Source organism: Pseudomonas lalucatii, assembly GCF_018398425.1.
Classification (GTDB): domain Bacteria; phylum Pseudomonadota; class Gammaproteobacteria; order Pseudomonadales; family Pseudomonadaceae; genus Aquipseudomonas; species Aquipseudomonas lalucatii.
Genome location: NZ_JADPMV010000001.1, coordinates 1,430,216 through 1,447,197, shown reverse-complemented (window position 1 = coordinate 1,447,197; position 16,982 = coordinate 1,430,216). Strand labels below are relative to the sequence as shown.

The following is a 16,982-nucleotide window of genomic DNA, read 5'->3' as shown; positions in this document are numbered from 1 at the left end:
ACCGATCAGTCAGTTGAAGTTCACAGGTAGCCGGGCAGCGGCTTGTTGCCGAAGAAGATCGCCCCGGCGTTCTGGTAGGTCATGTCACCCATGAAGGCGTGCTGGGTGATCACCAGGGTGTCATTGACGAAGCGCGACAGCGGATTGTCGCGGTACACGCCGGTCATGCCGGAGAGCATCTGCGCGCTGCGCGCCACTTCGGCCGACACGCGGGCGGCGTGGGTCGAGGACAGGCGCAGCAGGTTGGTCTGCTCCACGCTCACGGCGTCGCCGGCCAGTACGGTGGCCCAGGCGCTTTCCATGGCCTCGTAAAACCAGGCGCGAGCGGCGCGCAGCTCGGCTTCGGCCTTGGCCATCTGCATCTGCGCCAGCGGGCGGTCAGCCAGGGCCGGAGCGCCGGTGACGGAGAAGCGCCCCGAGGCCATACCGGATAGGTAATCCAGGGCGGCGCGGGCAACGCCCAGACCGACCACCGAGAGCACCTGGGTGGCGAAGGACAGCGACGGATAGCGGAACATCGGCTCGTCGAGGTTGGCCGGGCCGCCACGGACGAAGGTCCACTCCTCGGGTACCACCACGCCTTCGATCACCACGTCGTGGCTGCCGGTGCCGATCAGGCCGACCACATCCCAGGTCTCCTCGATCTTCACTTTGTCACGCGGCATCACCGCCAGGCGCGGCAGGCCAACGGAGTCGCCGTTCTTCGGGCTGATACCGACACCGATCAGGCTGGCCCCCATGCAGCCGCTGGAGAACTTCCAGCGGCCGTTCACTTCCAGACCGCCGTCGACGAAGGCGGCCGGCTGCGGCGGGAAGATGCCGCCGGCGAAGACCACGTCCGGGCCGTTGGCATAGAGCTCTTCCAGGGTCGCCAAGGGCAGCGCCGCCAGGTACACCGGGTTCATGCCGAAGCTGGCCACCCAGCCGGCGGAACCGTCGGCCGCGGAAATATCTTCCACCATCTGGCAGAACGCCATGGGCGAGCGCTGGTCGCCGCCAAAGCGGGTGGGCACCAGAGCGCGGTAGACACCGAGGTCCTTGAAGCGCTCGATCACGTCCTGGGAAATGAATTTCTGCCGGTCGAATTCCTCCTGCCGGGCACGCTCGCGGATGTCGGCGAGCAGTGCCTGGAATCCTTCACTCGCGGTAATCGGGGCGGGGTGCTGGCAATCCAGCGCGCTTAGCGAAGACATGGGGTTCTCCAGGTGTACTTGTGGTTATTGTTCAAGGCGCCGCACCAGTTCACGGGCGACTGCCAGCAGCAGTTCGTCCGCCCCCTTGGCGGCAACGAGTTGCAGGCCCACCGGCAGCTTCGAGGCACCCTCAAAGGGGATGCTCAGCGCCGGGTGGCCTGTGAGATTGAACGGCCGCACGAAGGCGGTCATGCCGATGGCCGCGCGTGTGTCGGCGGCGTCCACCACCCGCGCCGGGTAGTCCGGCATGGTTGGCAGGGCAAGGATCGGGCAGCTCGCCAGGGCGGCGTCCACCTCGGCGGTGAAGGCGGCGCGAATAGCTTCTGCATTCGCGAGGGCAGCGTCTGTGGTGCCCTTGGCAGCCAGCAGGCGGGATGCGACATCGGCGCCTACCAGGCCGGTTTCCACCAGGTGGCCGCAAGCGTTCCAGGTTTCCCGGTTGATCACGGCCAGGCCGGCATCATAGGCAGCCTGCATGCCGGGCAGCGGTGCGCCGTGCAATGCGAAGTCCGAAGCCTCCAGCGCGGCGTCCAGGGCCGCCTGCACTTCCGGATTGGCCGCTACCGGCACCACGCCGATACGGATGCCAGCCACCGCTGGCAGCGCCTGGAATGAGGGATCGATGGCGGCCATGGCCGCGATCAGCGTATCGATGTCGGCGGCGAACGGACCGACGCAGTCCAGCGAGGTTTGTGCCGGCATCACCCCGGCGCGACTGACGCGACCAAAGGTGGGTTTGAGGCCAAAGACTCCGCAGCAAGCGGCGGGGATGCGCACCGAACCGCCGGTATCGGTACCCAGAGAAAAGTCGCACAGGCCGGCGGCGACGGCGGCCGCCGAACCACTGGAGGAACCGCCGGGGATGCGACCGGGATAGCGCGGATTCTCCGGAGTGCCAGTCCAGGCGTTCAGCCCGGTGGTGCCGAAGGCCAGCTCATGCAGGCTGGTCTTGCCGACCAGGCGGCAGCCGGCATTCAGCAGGGCCTGGACCACCTCGGCATGGCAATCGGCATCCGACGCCTCCTCCAGGGCGCGGCTGGATGCACGGGTGGGATGGCCTGCCACATCGATGGTGTCTTTCACCATCACGCTGCGCCCGCCCCCCCCGAGATCCAGCTTCTCCACCACTATCGTCATCTGCTTCACCCATTGCCGTTCTTGTTGGGAGAACGAACCGGCTCAGGGTGAGCGGTTCGCGTAAATCCAGAATCGGAACAATTACGTGAAATGTCAATTGAATTTTCACCAAAAATAAGTGTGTAGATTCGGTGCATCTTCGGACTCTCGAGCACCATTCTCGTGCAGTTCGGTAACACCTAAAAACCGCATAATTCACGTAAAAACAATACATAAATTATTATATATCAATAGATTACAAAGCAAGTGAGATAGAATCTCAACGCGCACACGGATAAATGATAAATGCCAACAATCGTCAATCGGCCGATAATCGAACAGAAAAATTAGCGGTAAAGACGCTTTAAAAACGCATTCTTTTTACATAAAAAAAGATCATTAAATCGGTACTTTTACGCCCATAAAAAGTACCTCAAGGCCTGATTCCAGCTGGCATGAGGTGTCGACCGAGGCGATCAGTAAGAGGGCTTCAACGAGCATGACCAACCACGCCGAAATGGCGTGCGTCAGGCCGCACTAACGGGCATGCAGTACGACGGTGCACGATGTTCTGGCACGGGAGGTGCAAAACAGGTTTCGCCGGACGGGTCATCCACCGGCAGCGCCCCAAGGCGCCAGAACAACAAAAAGTGGCAAGTCATCCCGCGCATCGCTCGCCATAGAGCGGTGCGTCACGAGGGTTCTTGCCTCTCCAATAGCCTTGCAACCCCGGAGCACGCCATGCACTTCAAACGAGCCGCGTCCACCCTCCTTCTCAGCGCCGTGTGCGCATCCTTCGCGCAGGCCGATGTGAAGGTCGGTGTCATCACCTCCTCCACTGGCCCCATCGCCCTGGTCGGGCTGCCGCAGAAGAATTCCGTGCCGCTGTTACCCACCCAGGCCGGCGATCAGCAGGTGAAGTACATCAACCTGGATGACGGCAGCGACCCCACCGCGACGGTCAAGGCCCTAAAAAAGCTGATCAGCGAGGAGAACGTCGACGCCATCATCGGCCCGAGCGGTTCGCCCAACGCCATGGGCGTGATCCAGTTCGTCGCCGAGGCTGGCGTACCGCTGCTGGCCCCGGTGGGCACCGCCGCCGTGGTGCTGCCCATGACGGAGGAGAAGAAGTGGGTGTTCAAGACCACCCAGAACGACGACCTGATCGCCAAGGCGCTGGTCGAGCACATGCAGGCGAACAATGTGAAGACCCTGGGTTTCATCGGCACCGCCGATCCCTACGGCGAGAACTGGTCCAAGGTGATCGCTACCCTCGCCGCCGAACACGGCATCAAACTGGTCGCCACCGAACGCTTCCAGCGCCAGGACACCTCGGTCACCGGGCAGAGCCTGAAAGTGCTCTCCACTCGCCCGGACGCCGTACTGGTAGCCGCACCCGGCAGCTCCGCCGTGTTGCCGCAGACCACGCTGTTCGACCAGGGCTACCGGGGCCAGATGTACCAGACCCACGGCGCCGCACTGCCCGACTTCCTCAAGCTCGGCGGCAAGAAGGTGGAGGGCACTATCCTCGCCGCCAGCCTGATGCTGGTACTGGACGAGATGGCGGACGAGCATCCGTCGAAGCAGATCGCCAGTGACTACATCGCCGCCTACGAGAAACTCAACGGCAGCAAACCCGCCACCTTCGGTGCCAACACCTACGACGCCGGGATACTTCTGCAACGCGCCATCCCGATCGCCGCCCAGCAGGGCGAACCGGGCACCCCCGAGTTCCGCGCCGCCCTGCGCGACGCTCTCGAGCAGAGCACTGAAGTGGCCGCCACCCAAGGGGTCTACAACATGACGCCCGAGGACCATAGCGGCTTCGACGAACGCGGCCGTGAACTGATCCAGGTGAGGAACGGCACCTGGACCCTGCTCGGTAGCAACTGATCGTCAGACACGGGCCCCTCTCAGGTTGGACAGCGTTTTTCATGTCCCGCCACGAGTCGCCCGGGTCAAGCGCCGAAGGTGGATGAAATTAGCCCCATCCACCCTACGCCAACGACGAAGCCCCCTCATCGCAAGCAAGAGTTCCCGTTATGAATTTCCAGATCGCCATGCTGCTCGGCCAGGACGGCATCACCAACGGCGCCATCTACGCGTTGCTAGCTCTATCCATCCTGCTGGTTTTCACCGTCACGCGCATCCTGCTGGTCCCCCAGGGCGAGTTCGTCGTCTACGGCGCGCTGACCATGGCTAGCCTGCAGGCCGGACATCCCACGGCCATGGTCTGGCTGCTACTCGGCCTGACCCTGGTCGACTGTGCGCTTGACCTGTTCGGCGCCGCACGCTCGGGCCACGCTTTCCGCGCCCCCAGATGGATAGTGCTCAAACTGGGCTATGCGCTGCTGATGGTCGCCCTGATCACGCAACTGCCGCTTGCCGAGCTGCCCATGGCCATCCAAGCCCTGCTCACCCTGGCGCTGGTGGTGCCGATGGGGCCGCAGATCTATCGCCTGGTTTTCCAGCCCATCGCCTCGGCCAGTTCCCTGGTGCTGCTGATCGTCGCCATCGCCGTGCACGTGTCGATGGTCGGCATCGCCCTGCTGTTGTTCGGTCCCGAGGGCGCGCGCACCACGCCCTTCTCCGAAGCGGGTCTGACACTCGGCCCGGTAACGTTCAACAGCCAGACCCTGTGGGTAATCGCGGTGTCCCTGGCGTTGATCATCGGTCTGTTCCTGTTCTTCGAGCGCAGCCTCTATGGCAAGGCCCTGCGCGCCACCGCGGTGAACCGCATGGGTGCTCGACTGATGGGCATCTCGCCGAGCCTCGCCGGCAAGAGCACCTTCTTCCTGGCCAGTCTGATCGGCACCCTGTCGGGCATCCTCATCGCCCCCATCACCACGCTGTACTTCGATTCCGGCTTCGTCATCAGCCTCAAGGGCTTCGTCGGCGCCATCATCGGCGGGCTGATCAGCTACCCGGTGGCGGCCCTGGGCGCGCTCGGTGTCGGCTTGGTAGAAGCCTTTTCGATGTTCTGGGCCAGTACCTACAAGGAGATCATCGTGTTCACCCTGATCATCCCCTTCCTGCTCTGGCGCTCCCTCACCAGCCGCCACGTGGAGGAAGAAGAATGAACCCCCGTTACCTGATTGCCGCCCTGGTCGCCGTGCTCGCCGTCGCGCCTCTGGTGCTGCCGCCGTTTCACGTCACCCTGCTCAACTACATTGGCCTCTATGCCCTGGTGGTGCTTGGCCTGGTGTTGCTCACCGGCGTCGGCGGCATGACCAGCTTCGGCCAGGCCGCCTTCGTCGGCCTCGGCGCCTATACCAGCGCCTACCTGACCACAGTGCAGGATCTCCCCGTCTGGCTGGCCTGGGCCAGCGTCTCGCCCTGGCTGACGCTGCTGGTGGGGCTGGTGCTCACCGCTGCCGTAGCTCTGCTGCTAGGCGCCCTGACGCTCAAGCTGTCCGGTCACTACTTGCCGCTGGGCACCATCGCCTGGGGCCTGTCGCTCTATTACCTGTTCGGCACCCTGGACTCCCTCGGCGGTCACACCGGGGTCGGCGGCTTGCCGTCGATCTCGCTACTGGGCTGGCAACTGGATAAGGGCGAAAAGATCTATTACCTGATCTGGGCCGTGCTGCTGCTGGCCATGCTGCTCACCCAGAACCTGCTGGATTCGCGCGAAGGCCGGGCGATCCGCGCACTCAAGGGCGGCCAGGTCATGGCCGAGTCGATGGGCGTGAACACCTTCCGCGCGAAGATGGTGATCTTCCTGATCTCCGCCCTGTTCGCCGCCACCTCCGGCTGGCTGTACGCGCACACCCAGCGCTTCGTCAACCCGACGCCGTTTGGCCTGCATATGGGCATCGATTACCTGTTCATGGCGCTGATCGGCGGCGTCGCCAGCGTCTGGGGCGCACTGCTCGGCGCCGGCATCCTGACCATGCTCAAGCAATGGCTGCAGGACCTGCTACCGCACCTGCTGGGCAGCACCGGCAACTACGAGGTGATCGTCTTCGGCCTGATCATCATCCTGCTCATGCAGCGCAGCCCCGCCGGCCTGTGGCCGATCCTGCGGCGCCTGGCACCGCAAAGCTGGAAGCGCGGCAATCGCCTGGCCGCCCCCACCGCCGAAGCGCCCGAACTGGAGCGCCGCGAATTGCCGCAGCATGGCAAAACCATTCTCGAAGCGCGCCACGTGACCAAGTGCTTCGGCGGCCTGGTAGCCAACAACGACATGAGCCTGGAAGTCCGCGCCGGCGAAATCCTCGCCCTGATCGGCCCCAACGGCGCCGGCAAGAGCACCATGTTCAACCAGCTCTCCGGTGTCGATACCCCGACCTCCGGCGACGTCCTGTTCATGGGCCAGCGCATCAACGGTCTGAGCTCCCGCCGAATCGCCCGCATGGGCATGAGCCGCACCTTCCAGCACGTCAAGCTGCTGCCGGAGATGAGCGTACTGGAGAACGTCGCCATCGGCGCCCACCTGCGCGGCGGCAAGGGCGTGCTGTCCTCCGCCCTGCGCCTGGATCGCACGGAAGAGGCCGAACTGCTGGCCGAGGCCAAACGCCAACTGGAGCGTGTCGGCTTGGGCGACTACCTATACGCCGAGGCCGGCAGCCTGGCGCTCGGCCAACAGCGCATCCTCGAAATCGCCCGCGCCCTGTGCGCCGATCCCTGTTTGCTGCTGCTCGACGAACCGGCCGCCGGTCTGCGCCACAAGGAGAAGGAAGCCCTCGGCATCCTGCTCAGCCGACTACGCAGCGAAGGCATGGCGATCCTGTTGGTGGAGCACGACATGGACTTCGTCATGGGCCTGGTCGACCTCGTGGTGGTGATGGAGTTCGGTCAACGCATCGCCCACGGCCTGCCGGAACAAGTGCAGAAAGACCCGGCGGTACTCGAAGCCTATCTCGGAGGAGCGGAATGATGAACATGGCGGTAGAAACCCTGCCCCAGGTGGGGAACCAGGTGGCCAACGCGGTACTGGCGGTCGACGACCTCAGCGTCGCCTACGGCAAGGTCGAGGCCCTCAGCAACGCCAGCCTGCGTGTCGGCGAGGGGCAGATCGTCACGGTCATCGGCCCCAATGGTGCGGGCAAGACCACCCTGCTCTCGGCCATCATGGGCGTGCTCGGCTCGCGTGGCCAGGTCAACTTCGATGGCAACCTGGAAGCGGTGCCGGAAGTGGAAGTGATGGTTTCCCGCGGCCTTGGCCTGGTACCGGAGAAGCGCGAACTGTTCAGCAGCATGAGCGTGGCCGACAACCTGCTGCTCGGCGCCTTCCAGCGCCATCGGCGCGGCGACCGCAGCCATGCCCAGACTCTGCAGGAGGTCTACGAGCTGTTCCCGCGCCTGTGGGAACGCCGCGAGCAGATGGCCGCCACCCTCTCCGGCGGCGAACGACAGATGCTCGCCGTGGGCCGCGCACTGATGGCCAAGCCCAAGCTGCTGATGCTCGACGAGCCCAGCCTCGGCCTGGCGCCGCTGATCACCCGCGAGATCTTCCGCATCATCACCACCCTGCGCCAGCAGGGAGTGTCGATCCTGCTGGTGGAGCAGAACGCCCGCGCCGCCCTGCGCGTGGCCGACTACGCCTATGTGCTGGAAACCGGGCAGATCGCCATGGAAGGCCCGGCCCGGCAACTGGCCGACGACCCGCGCGTGATCGAGGCCTACCTGGGCCTGACCAGCAAGCATCAGGAAATGCTCTCCAGCTAACCCCATGGCAGCCCGACCGAAGGCTCGGGCTGCGTCATCGGAGGACTTATGCACACTTCCCCCGCCCGCATCTGCGTGGCCGGCGCGGGCGCCATCGGCTGCACGCTCGCCGCTCGCCTGGCCGCCAGCGGACAGCAGGTCAAGGTACTCGCCAGAGGCGCCACCCTGGCGGCAATCCGCGAGAATGGCATCCTGCTCAGCGACCTGGACGGCGAACACCGTGTCCGGGTCGAAGCCAGTGACGATGCCGCCGAGCTCGGCCGGCAGGACCTGGTGTTCCTCTGCACCAAGGCGCCCGCCCTGGCCGGCCTGCTGCCGCGCATAGCGCCCTTGCTCGGCCCCGAAACGATGGTGGTGCCGGTGGTCAACGGCGTGCCCTGGTGGTACTTCCACGGCGAGCCGGGCCGCTTCGCTGGCCAGCACATCGCCGCGGTGGATCCGAACGGTGTGCTCACCCGCACCCTGGACCTGCGCCACGTCCTCGGCTGCGTGGTGTTCATCACCGCACATTGCCCGGCGCCCGCCGTGTCCCAGGCGCAGAACCCGCACCTGATGATCTTCGGCGAACTGGACAACCGCATGAGCCCGCGCCTGGAGCACCTGCGCGCGCTGGTGGCCGCCGCCGGTATCGAGGCGCGCGCCAGCGGACGCATCCGCGATCCGCTGTGGACCAAGATCATCGCCAACCTCAGCTCCAATCCCCTGTCGGTGGTCACCGGCGCCACTCTGGAGCAGCTCTATGGCCAGGCCGAACTGCGTGAACTGGCCAGCGCCGCCCTGCACGAAACGCTGCTGGTGGCCGCCGCCTACGGCGCCCGGATAGACATCGACCCGCGCGGCTTCCTGGAACAGGGTGCCGGCATGGGCGCGGTGCGCACTTCGATGCTGCAGGACTATGACAAAGGCAATCCGCTGGAGCTGGCCGCCATCGGCGACGCCGTGCTGGAACTGGCCGGGCGCCTGAACCTGCCAATGCCCGTCACTCGCAACCTGATCGCCCTGGCGCGTTTTCGTGGCAGCCAGGCCCACCCCACGAGGAGTACGACATGAACGCCATGGCCATGACCCAGCACCAACAGTGCAGCGACGAAGAATGGGCGCTGCGCGTCAAGCTCGCCCACTGCTATCACCTGGTCGACTACTTCGGCTGGACCGAGACCATCTTCAACCACATCTCCGCGCGTCTGCCCGGCCCGGCCCACCACTACCTAGTCAATCCCTTCGGTCTCAACTACAGCGAAGTCACCCCGGCCAACCTGCTCAAGGTCGACCTGCACGGCAAGAAACTGGAGGAATCGCCCTACGACGGCAACCCAGCGGGCTTCGCCCTGCACAGCGCCGTACACGGCGCACGCGACGACATCCAGTGCGTGATCCACACCCACACCACACCGATCTCCGCCGTGGTGCAGAAGAAGCGCGGCTTCGGCCATGACGACTTCTACGGCGCCCAGCTCTACGGACGCATCGGTTACCACACCTTTGAAGGCATAACGCTGTTCGATGACGAAAAGGCGCGAATGATCGAGAGCCTTGGCGACAAGCACATCCTGGTGCTGCGTAACCACGGCATCGCGGTGGGCGAGAGCAGCATCGAGAAAGCCTTCTTCCTGCTCTGGACGGTGCAGCGCGCCGCCGAAAACCAGTGCGCCGCCGGCGCCCTGGGTGGCGATGACCATCCACTCGAGGACGGTATCGCCGAGAAGTGCGCCAACCTCACCGCCATGCTGATCCGCGAAAGCGGCTTCGCCACCAAGTTCTACGACGCCATGGTGCGCAAGATGCGCGCCGAGCGCGAACTGCCCTGGTAACAACGAAGGAGTCGTGACATGAACGCAGCCGTCCGTCCCGCTATCGACACCTTCGACGAACCGCCCATCTCGCGGCTCGACCCGCAAGGGGTGCTGCTCAGCTGCAATGCGGCCTACCTGCGCATGTGCGGTCTGCGCGAGGATGAACTGCTCGGCAAGCCCCACGAGCAGATCAACGACCCGCGGATGCCCAGCGTGGTCATCGCCAGCATGTGGCGTGCACTGCGCGCTGGGGTGCCCTGGACAGGGCCAGTCATGGGCCAACACAAACAAGGCGGCCATTACTGGCACAAGCTCTACGTGGTGCCGTTGTTCGACGGCGGCAAACTGTCCGCCCTCGGCACCGTCTACCAGCCGATCAGCAGCGAGGAGATACAGGCGGCCGAAGCACTCTATGCACGCCTCCGCCGTGGCCAATCGCCCTGGACACCAGGCCAACGCATCGCATCGCTGCTCGCCGGCCATGGCCTGCAGCTGGGCCTCGGGATGCTCGTGCTGGGCAGTACCATCACGGCACACCTGCCGCTGGCCGCGGGCTTGCTGGCCCTGTTCGCATTGCTGCTGGCCGGGCTGCAGCCGGCGCTGCGCCAGCGCCGACTGGCCCGCAACATCCTCGGCCAGTACCGGGAAATCTACAGCGACCCACTGCTCGCACCACTACACAGCCATCACGACGACAGCAGCGCCCTGCTGGCGATGGCGCTGAACAGCCAGCGTGCGCGGATGACCACGGTGATGTCACGCATCTGCATCAACAGCGAAGTCCTGCGCCAGCAGGCCCACACCTCGGCCGAAGTGGTGGAGAACGCCGCCGAGCAACTGGACAGGCAGGTCCGCGAGACCGAACAGACCGCGGCGGCGATCAACCAGATGAGCGCCACCATCCAGGAGCTGTCACGCAACCTGCAGAGTACCGCCCAGGCTGCACAGAACGCCGACCAGTTGGCCCGCGATGGCGAGCGCCTGTCCTGCGATAGCCAGGGTTCCACCCAGACCATGCGCACCTCGGTGGAAGAAATCGGCAGCGCCGTCGCCAGCCTGGCCGCAGCCATCGAATCCATCGGCAGTATCGCCAGCGTAATCCAGAGCATCGCCGAGCAGACCAACCTGCTGGCGCTCAACGCGGCCATCGAGGCAGCCCGCGCTGGCGAGTCCGGGCGCGGCTTCGCGGTGGTCGCCGACGAAGTACGCAGCCTCGCCTCACGCACCCGCGAATCGACCCACGAAATCCAGCGCTCCATCGAAAGCCTGCGCAACGGCAGCAGCAACGCCCTGGCCACCGCGCAGCGGGGCGAACAGGCAGCGCTGCGCGCCAGCGCCGACGTGCAGCAGGCGCGCCAGGCGCTGACGCGCATCTACGAAGAGGTGGCGCAGATCAGTGGCATGAGCCTGCAGATGGCCGCCGCTATCGAGCAGCAAGGCCAGGTCGCCGAGCAGATCAACCAGCAGATCACCGAGATCGCCGGCTTCACCGAACGCACCAGCCAACAAGCCGGCCGCACCAATGAGGTCAGCCAGGCCCTGTACCAGTTGGCCGAGTCGCAGCTGGGCCTGGCGATGCGCTTTCTGAGGGGCTGAGCGGGCATCAATCTGGCAAGCGCATACAAGAGCTTGTCCGAAACGATCAATTTTTCACGACCGAGTAACGCTATTAATGGAGTCCGACCCCCACATAGCCGGAAGGGCCAAGCAGATCACTGCTCGTCCGCAATACATTCCCCCGACTCGGAACCACCATGAGCGAAATACAACTACTGCCCCAGGTGCGTGATTTTCTTCAACGCGACCACGCCCACTTCATCAATGGCCGCTACTGCGCCAGTGCCTGCGCCACGCGAATCCCAACCATCAATCCGGCCAACGGCCAAGCTATTGCTCGGGTCACCGGCGCCGATGATTCCGCGGCCACAACAGCAGTCCGTCAAGCCTTCACGAGTAACTGGGCGGAAACTGCTCCCTATCAACGAGGCCAAACCATCAATCGCCTCACCGATCTCATCGAAGCCAACGGCGAGGAGTTGGCGCAATTGGAAACCCTCTGCTTGGGCAAATCCATCCACCTGCCGCGGATGTTCGAGGTCGGCCAGAGCACCATGGCCGGCAGCCTCGCCCGCGTGACGTTGATTCTGGGCGGCATAAACGCCGCAGTACTGCTGCCCGATGCGGACCTCGGCATGGCTGTCGCTGGCCTGATCCAGACCGGCTATGTGCATCAAGACCAAGTCTGCGCTGCCCCAGAACGGATCTACGCGCATCGCTCGCACCAGGAAGAAACCCTGGCGAAAATCGCCGCAGCCCTGCAGGGCATAAACCTCAGCTCGACCCTAGGCGGAAGTGTGCAATTCGGCCGGCGCAGTTCGACAAGGTCACGCAATTGGTCTGTCTCGGACTGAGTGAACACTGACTTTAGATGGATAGTGTCCGCCGCAAGGAGTGTTCATGCCCCATGACCAGACGAAGTTTTCCCGAATCCTTCAAGCACGAGGCGGTAGACCAGGTGCTTGCCTGTACGCTGTTTCGCCATGTGAACCAGACGCTGGGCATTACCGAGAGCCTGCTGGCCAAGTGGAAGCGCCAGTACGAGCAGCAAGGTGGCGATGCTTTCCGGGCAACGGCAAGCAGCGTGGTGAGAGCACGGAGCTGCGTCGGCTACGTCAGCAACTGGCTCAGGTCACCATGGAGCGCGATGTTATAAAAAAATTGCTCGCCATCTTCTCGCAACCTACGAAGTTAGATTCCGCGCCATCGAGGCGTTGGCCGGTCGTTACCCCGTAGCACCAATGTGCCGGCTACTGCGGGTATCGCGCAGCGGTTTCTATGCCTGGCAGCGGCGGCCTGCTTCAGCGAGAGAGATGGCGAATCGGAGCCTAAGCAAGGAGATCCGCACCATCCACCATGAGTTGAATGGGATCTATGGCCATCGTCGCATCAAGGCAGAATTGACGGCCATGGGGCATACGCGTGGTCGGCATCGGGTCGCTCGACTGTTGCGCGAAGCCTGTATGTTCGGTTGCGCAAGCGCTGGCGGCTGGTTTCCAGCAGTCGCCACGATCTACCCATTGCGCCGAATCACTTGGATCGCCAGTTCGCTTCGGATCATGCCAACCGGCACTGGGTCTCGGATATGACCTACGTGAGGACGGCGCAAGGGTGGCTGTATCTGGCTGTCGTGCTCAATCTCTATTCATGCGCCGTTGTCGGTTAGGCGATGCACCATCGCATACACCAGGCTCTGGTACATGCCGCGCTAGAGATGACGGTTGCACGCCGACAGCCACAAGCGGAGGTACTACTTCACTCGGATCGTGGCAGCCAATATTGCGCCTATGACTACCAGGCCCTGCTCCGGCGGCATCGCATCGTGCCCAGTCATTCGCGGCGGGGAAACTGCTGGGGTAATGCGGCGATGGAGAGTTTCTTCCACTTGTTGAAGGCCGAACGGGTGTACCTGACGCGCTATGCCAGCTACCAGAAGGCGAAAATCGACCTGTTCGACTACATCCGCTTTTTCAATCACCGCCGCCGCCACTCTACGCTGGGCTACCCCAGTCCGATGGAGTTTGAGCGGCGGAATTTGAGCAATAGCTCTTAACTACCTGTCCAGCAACTCCAGGACAGACCACTTAGGTATCAGCCAGGTTGTCGAATATCGTCGCTAGGGTCTGGTTGAGCTTGCGGATCTGGGCCTCGGTCAAGCCCTGGAAGCTAGCATGGAACAGCCCTTCCGTCACTTCGTGCATGGTCTGGAACGTTTGGTGGCCCTTTGCGGTGATGGATACCTGAGTGACACGGCCATCCTGGGCGCTCTGCCGGGTTTCCACCAAGCCGTCATCCTTCATCCGATAGACGATCTTGGTAATGGTCGATAGCTTGGCGATGGAGTGTTCGGATATCTCCGAAATGCTCGCCTCGTGGTTTTCGTGAAGGATATTGAGCACCCGCCATCGAGGGATATCCAGATCGACCTTCTTCAGCAGCTTTTCCATGTTCATTGAGTAGCGGGCATGGACACGGGCCAACCAGTAAAACGGAAAGTCTTCCTTGTGAAAATCTTCGCTGGCCGGGTTATATCGATTGCGCCGTTTTTTCGGGATTTTCATGCGTGAACTGCTTCCATGATTGCGAGACACTATAATAGATATTTACAGTAATAACTGCACTCCAAGGATGGTCTGAAGTAGCCCAGTATTTCTGGCTGACTTCAGCCACTGCCGATTTTGAAAGAGGCGAGCCGATCAAAAATGATTGGATCACCCGCTCATTTCGGTGTTTTCAGCCGTCGTGAGCAGCTCTCGACGGCCATTTTCCGCATTACAGGCGCACCTCTCCTGCGCTGGCCAACAAGTGTCGGCGGGCCATCCACAGATTCGACAGGGCAAACAGCGTCACCATTTGCGCGGTACTCTTGGCCAGTCCGCGGAAGCGCACTTTGGTGTAGCCGAACTGCCGCTTGATCACTCGGCCCTGAGGTTGATATCAATATTTCCTGCTTCATCTGCTGCTGGCTTGCTCGCCACTTCGCAGCAAATTCTGCCCGGGTGAGGTTGCCAAGGGCGCTGTGCGGTCGGTGCTCGTTGTAATCCCGCCGCTAGGCAGCGATGCGGATTCTGGCTTCGGCCAGCGAGCAGAACCAGTGCTCATTGAGGCATTCGTCCCGGAACTTGCCGTTGAATGACTCGATGAAGGCATTCTGCATGGGTTTGCCAGGCTGAATCAGCTCCAGTTTGATGTCGCGCTGATAGGCCCATTGATCAAGCGCCTTGCCGGTGAATTCGAGGCCCTAGTTGATGCGGATCGCCTTCGGGTAGCCGCGAAACCGCGCCATCTCGTCCAACGCCCGTGTGACACGAAAACCACTGATACCATGCTCCACCAGGATGCCGACCGACTACTTGGTGAAGTTGTCGACTACCGTCAGGCATTTGATCCGCCGACCTGTCTCAGTGCATCGACGACGAAGTCCATCGATCAGGCCTGGTTCGGTGCGCTCGGCAGACTCAGGCGTTCGCGCTCCACTGCGACACCGTGGGGGCGCCTCCGCCGTTTCACCATCAAGCCAGCGGCTCGGTACAGGCTATAGATCCGCTTGTGGTTGACCTGCACGCCAGCACGCTAGCACGCCGCAGCAGGATGTGCAGACGCCGATAGCCAAAGCGCCGACGCACCTGGGGCAGTTCCATCAGTTGGGCTTGCAGCTCGGTGTTTTGCGCGGTGGCTGGGGGCTGATAGCGCAACACCGAGCGGGACAGCCCGATCTACTGACAGGCACGATGCTCGGAAATTCCGGTTCGCGCCTGCATCTCTTGCACCGCCTCCCGCCGCGCTGTCGGGCTTACCCTTTTCCCCGCGCGACTACCTTGAGTGCCCCGATGTCGAGGTGGGCCTCGGCGAGCAGCTTCTTCAGCCGGCTGTTTTCCAGCTCGAGATCCTTCAGCCGTCTGGCGTCCGAAATAGTCATGCCGCCGAACTTAGCTCGCCAGGTGTAGAACGAGGCATCACTGATGCCGATTCGCCAGCACAGCTCCTTCACCGGTACACCAGCCTCGGCCTGCTTGAGAAAATCGAGAGTCAGCTCTTTGGTAAAACGCTTCTACGCTGCCGTCTCCTGCTCGGAAAACGGACTCTACTAAGTTCAGCGTGGTACTGAAATTGGGGAGCAGGTCATCGCAAATTCAGTTTTGAGCCTCAATAGCGGATCATGACGGATTTCAGTTCGGTGTAGTCATCAATGAAGGCTGTACCGAACTCCCGTCCTGTCCCGGATTTCTTGATACCACCGAATGGTACTGCAGGATCGAGGAAGGTATGCATGTTGATCCATACCGTCCCAGCCTCGATCCTGGGCACCATACGCAGTGCTTTTGACAGATCGTTCGTCCAGAGGCTGGCCGCCAAGCCATAGGGCGAATCGTTCAAGAGTTGCAGCAACTCTTCGTCGCTATCGAAGGGCAAGAAGCAAAGGATCGGGCCGAAGGTTTCCTCATGCAGCAAGCGGTCTGCCGGACTGCCGGCGAGGACTGCGGTTGGTTCGACGAAGTAACCTGGACCGCCAAGCGCCTTGCCGCCGCAGATGATCCGCCCCTCCTTGCGCGCGATCTCGAAGTAGTGGCAGATCTTTTCGAAATGCGCACGATTAGACAGGGGACCGAACTGCACGCTTTCATCCAGCGGAGAACCTATCTTAAGCCCAGCCAGGGCGGCACTGACCTTCCCCATCACCTCGTCCAACCGCGAACGGTGCACATACACTCGTTCAGGCGCAGCACAGACTTGGCCCTGGTGAACGTAGCCAGTCTGAACCAAGCCCGCCACGGCCTGGTCCACATCGACGTCTTCAAGCAAAGCAGCAGCGTTCTTGCCACCCAACTCCAGAGTCACGCGAGTAAGGTTGGCAAGCATTGCACTGCTGCCTACTGCAAGACCTGTCGGCACCGAGCCGGTGAAGGAAACCTTGGAAATATCAGGATGCGCTATGAGCCCCTGGCCGACCGTCCCATCACCATTTAGTACGTTGAAGGCGCCGGCAGGCACACCCGCGTCGATTGCGAGTTCTGCAATGCGTAGCAAGGTGAATGGGGTGAACTCGCTGGGCTTGATCACCACAGTGCACCCGGTAACCAGAGCTGACGCGATCTTCCAGATGGCAATCATCACTGAGAAATTCCACGGCACGATCCCGGCGACTACACCAACAGGTTCACGGCGAGTGAAGGCGGTATAACGCTCGCCGGCTATCGACGGGAAGGACGGTGTCATGGTTTCTCCGTTGATCTTCGTCGCCCAACCCGCGTAATAGCGAAGGAACATTGCGCTCTGCCCCACCTCGAAAGCTCGCGAGAGATGGATGGACTTCCCAGAACACACCGACTCAAGTTGCGCCAATCCCTCGCCGTTCTGCTCTAAGATATCGGCGAATCGATTGAGGATCACCCCGCGCTGGTAAGGCAATGTTTGCGCCCATGCACCATGGTACGCAGCCTTGGCAGAACTAACTGCCGCATCGATATCCCGCGGGTCAGCGCTGGCGACATGAGCTAGCACCTCACCTGTCGCTGGATCGAAAACCGGGATCCGATGTCCGGAGGCGCCCGAGCGGAACTCGCCGCCAATGAAGTGGGCATGACCACGCGAGAGGAAATCGCGAACTTCAGGTAGCAGAATGACGTCATTCATGACAGGCTCCAAGCCGAGT

The 16,982-nt window shown here is 62.7% G+C and carries 15 protein-coding genes and 2 pseudogenes; 11 read left to right on the top strand and 6 right to left on the bottom strand.

Annotation, left to right across the window (positions count from 1 at the left end; translation table 11 throughout):
- Positions 1–20 precede the first annotated feature (20 nt).
- A complete protein-coding gene (locus I0D00_RS06520; protein ID WP_213638933.1) occupies positions 21–1,193 on the bottom strand; it encodes an acyl-CoA dehydrogenase family protein in 1,173 nt (390 codons plus the stop codon).
- Positions 1,194–1,217: 24 nt separating this feature from the next.
- Positions 1,218–2,330, bottom strand: coding sequence for an amidase (locus I0D00_RS06515; RefSeq protein ID WP_213640236.1), 1,113 nt, complete (start codon positions 2,328–2,330; stop codon positions 1,218–1,220).
- Between the two features lie 720 nt (positions 2,331–3,050).
- On the opposite strand from I0D00_RS06515, the gene I0D00_RS06510 reads away from it, so the two are divergent.
- The 11 genes from I0D00_RS06510 to I0D00_RS06460 all read left to right on the top strand — a co-directional run bounded on the left by I0D00_RS06510 (position 3,051) and on the right by I0D00_RS06460 (position 13,382).
- Complete coding sequence (locus I0D00_RS06510) at positions 3,051–4,202, top strand: ABC transporter substrate-binding protein (RefSeq protein ID WP_213638932.1); 1,152 nt, start codon at positions 3,051–3,053, stop codon at positions 4,200–4,202.
- 149 nt (positions 4,203–4,351) lie between these two features.
- A complete protein-coding gene (locus I0D00_RS06505; RefSeq protein WP_213638931.1) occupies positions 4,352–5,389 on the top strand; it encodes a branched-chain amino acid ABC transporter permease in 1,038 nt (345 codons plus the stop codon).
- Positions 5,386–7,188, top strand: coding sequence for a branched-chain amino acid ABC transporter ATP-binding protein/permease (locus tag I0D00_RS06500; protein WP_213638930.1), 1,803 nt, complete (start codon positions 5,386–5,388; stop codon positions 7,186–7,188). The genes I0D00_RS06505 and I0D00_RS06500 overlap by 4 nt, the downstream gene beginning before the upstream one ends.
- Complete coding sequence (locus I0D00_RS06495) at positions 7,185–7,979, top strand: ABC transporter ATP-binding protein (RefSeq protein WP_420850768.1); 795 nt, start codon at positions 7,185–7,187, stop codon at positions 7,977–7,979. The genes I0D00_RS06500 and I0D00_RS06495 overlap by 4 nt, the downstream gene beginning before the upstream one ends.
- Positions 7,980–8,027: 48 nt before the next feature.
- Positions 8,028–9,029, top strand: coding sequence for a ketopantoate reductase family protein (locus tag I0D00_RS06490; protein ID WP_213638928.1), 1,002 nt, complete (start codon positions 8,028–8,030; stop codon positions 9,027–9,029).
- Positions 9,026–9,790 (top strand): class II aldolase/adducin family protein, encoded by a 765-nt coding sequence (locus I0D00_RS06485; protein WP_213638927.1) that lies wholly within the window; start codon positions 9,026–9,028, stop codon positions 9,788–9,790. Before I0D00_RS06490 ends, I0D00_RS06485 begins: the two co-directional genes overlap by 4 nt.
- A gap of 18 nt (positions 9,791–9,808) precedes the next feature.
- On the top strand, positions 9,809–11,368 hold the full coding sequence (locus tag I0D00_RS06480) for a methyl-accepting chemotaxis protein (RefSeq protein ID WP_213638926.1): 1,560 nt from the start codon (positions 9,809–9,811) through the stop codon (positions 11,366–11,368).
- 158 nt (positions 11,369–11,526) lie between these two features.
- Positions 11,527–12,183, top strand: coding sequence for an aldehyde dehydrogenase family protein (locus I0D00_RS06475; RefSeq protein WP_246533181.1), 657 nt, complete (start codon positions 11,527–11,529; stop codon positions 12,181–12,183).
- A 53-nt stretch (positions 12,184–12,236) separates the two neighbouring features.
- Positions 12,237–12,485, top strand: coding sequence for a transposase (locus I0D00_RS06470; protein ID WP_213638925.1), 249 nt, complete (start codon positions 12,237–12,239; stop codon positions 12,483–12,485).
- An 85-nt stretch (positions 12,486–12,570) separates the two neighbouring features.
- A complete protein-coding gene (locus tag I0D00_RS21835) occupies positions 12,571–12,918 on the top strand; it encodes an IS3 family transposase (RefSeq protein ID WP_420850766.1) in 348 nt (115 codons plus the stop codon).
- 80 nt (positions 12,919–12,998) lie between these two features.
- Positions 12,999–13,382 (top strand): IS3 family transposase, encoded by a 384-nt coding sequence (locus I0D00_RS06460; protein WP_274611217.1) that lies wholly within the window; start codon positions 12,999–13,001, stop codon positions 13,380–13,382.
- A 31-nt stretch (positions 13,383–13,413) separates the two neighbouring features.
- Here I0D00_RS06460 and I0D00_RS06455 read toward each other — a convergent pair whose 3' ends face one another.
- The 4 genes and pseudogenes from I0D00_RS06455 to I0D00_RS06440 all read right to left on the bottom strand — a co-directional run bounded on the left by I0D00_RS06455 (position 13,414) and on the right by I0D00_RS06440 (position 16,963).
- Positions 13,414–13,890 carry a MarR family winged helix-turn-helix transcriptional regulator gene (locus I0D00_RS06455; protein WP_213638922.1) on the bottom strand — a complete coding sequence of 159 codons (477 nt, stop codon included), beginning with the start codon at positions 13,888–13,890 and terminating at the stop codon, positions 13,414–13,416.
- Between the two features lie 211 nt (positions 13,891–14,101).
- A pseudogene (locus tag I0D00_RS06450) lies at positions 14,102–14,251 on the bottom strand (IS5/IS1182 family transposase); the annotation flags it as partial.
- Positions 14,252–14,285: 34 nt separating this feature from the next.
- Positions 14,286–15,362, bottom strand: a pseudogene (locus I0D00_RS06445) (IS3 family transposase); the annotation flags it as partial.
- A gap of 113 nt (positions 15,363–15,475) precedes the next feature.
- On the bottom strand, positions 15,476–16,963 hold the full coding sequence (locus I0D00_RS06440) for an aldehyde dehydrogenase family protein (RefSeq protein ID WP_213638921.1): 1,488 nt from the start codon (positions 16,961–16,963) through the stop codon (positions 15,476–15,478).
- Positions 16,964–16,982 lie beyond the last annotated feature (19 nt).

Coding starts and splice junctions, on each gene's coding strand:
- I0D00_RS06515 (WP_213640236.1), bottom strand. CDS start 2,330: ATGACGATAGTGGTGGAGAAGCTGGATCTCGGGGGGGGCGGGCGCAGC.
- I0D00_RS06490 (WP_213638928.1), top strand. CDS start 8,028: ATGCACACTTCCCCCGCCCGCATCTGCGTGGCCGGCGCGGGCGCCATC.
- I0D00_RS06460 (WP_274611217.1), top strand. CDS start 12,999: ATGCACCATCGCATACACCAGGCTCTGGTACATGCCGCGCTAGAGATG.
- I0D00_RS06500 (WP_213638930.1), top strand. CDS start 5,386: ATGAACCCCCGTTACCTGATTGCCGCCCTGGTCGCCGTGCTCGCCGTC.
- I0D00_RS21835 (WP_420850766.1), top strand. CDS start 12,571: ATGTGCCGGCTACTGCGGGTATCGCGCAGCGGTTTCTATGCCTGGCAG.
- I0D00_RS06520 (WP_213638933.1), bottom strand. CDS start 1,193: ATGTCTTCGCTAAGCGCGCTGGATTGCCAGCACCCCGCCCCGATTACC.
- I0D00_RS06510 (WP_213638932.1), top strand. CDS start 3,051: ATGCACTTCAAACGAGCCGCGTCCACCCTCCTTCTCAGCGCCGTGTGC.
- I0D00_RS06480 (WP_213638926.1), top strand. CDS start 9,809: ATGAACGCAGCCGTCCGTCCCGCTATCGACACCTTCGACGAACCGCCC.
- I0D00_RS06475 (WP_246533181.1), top strand. CDS start 11,527: ATGAGCGAAATACAACTACTGCCCCAGGTGCGTGATTTTCTTCAACGC.
- I0D00_RS06485 (WP_213638927.1), top strand. CDS start 9,026: ATGAACGCCATGGCCATGACCCAGCACCAACAGTGCAGCGACGAAGAA.
- I0D00_RS06495 (WP_420850768.1), top strand. CDS start 7,185: ATGATGAACATGGCGGTAGAAACCCTGCCCCAGGTGGGGAACCAGGTG.
- I0D00_RS06470 (WP_213638925.1), top strand. CDS start 12,237: ATGACCAGACGAAGTTTTCCCGAATCCTTCAAGCACGAGGCGGTAGAC.
- I0D00_RS06440 (WP_213638921.1), bottom strand. CDS start 16,963: ATGAATGACGTCATTCTGCTACCTGAAGTTCGCGATTTCCTCTCGCGT.
- I0D00_RS06505 (WP_213638931.1), top strand. CDS start 4,352: ATGAATTTCCAGATCGCCATGCTGCTCGGCCAGGACGGCATCACCAAC.
- I0D00_RS06455 (WP_213638922.1), bottom strand. CDS start 13,890: ATGAAAATCCCGAAAAAACGGCGCAATCGATATAACCCGGCCAGCGAA.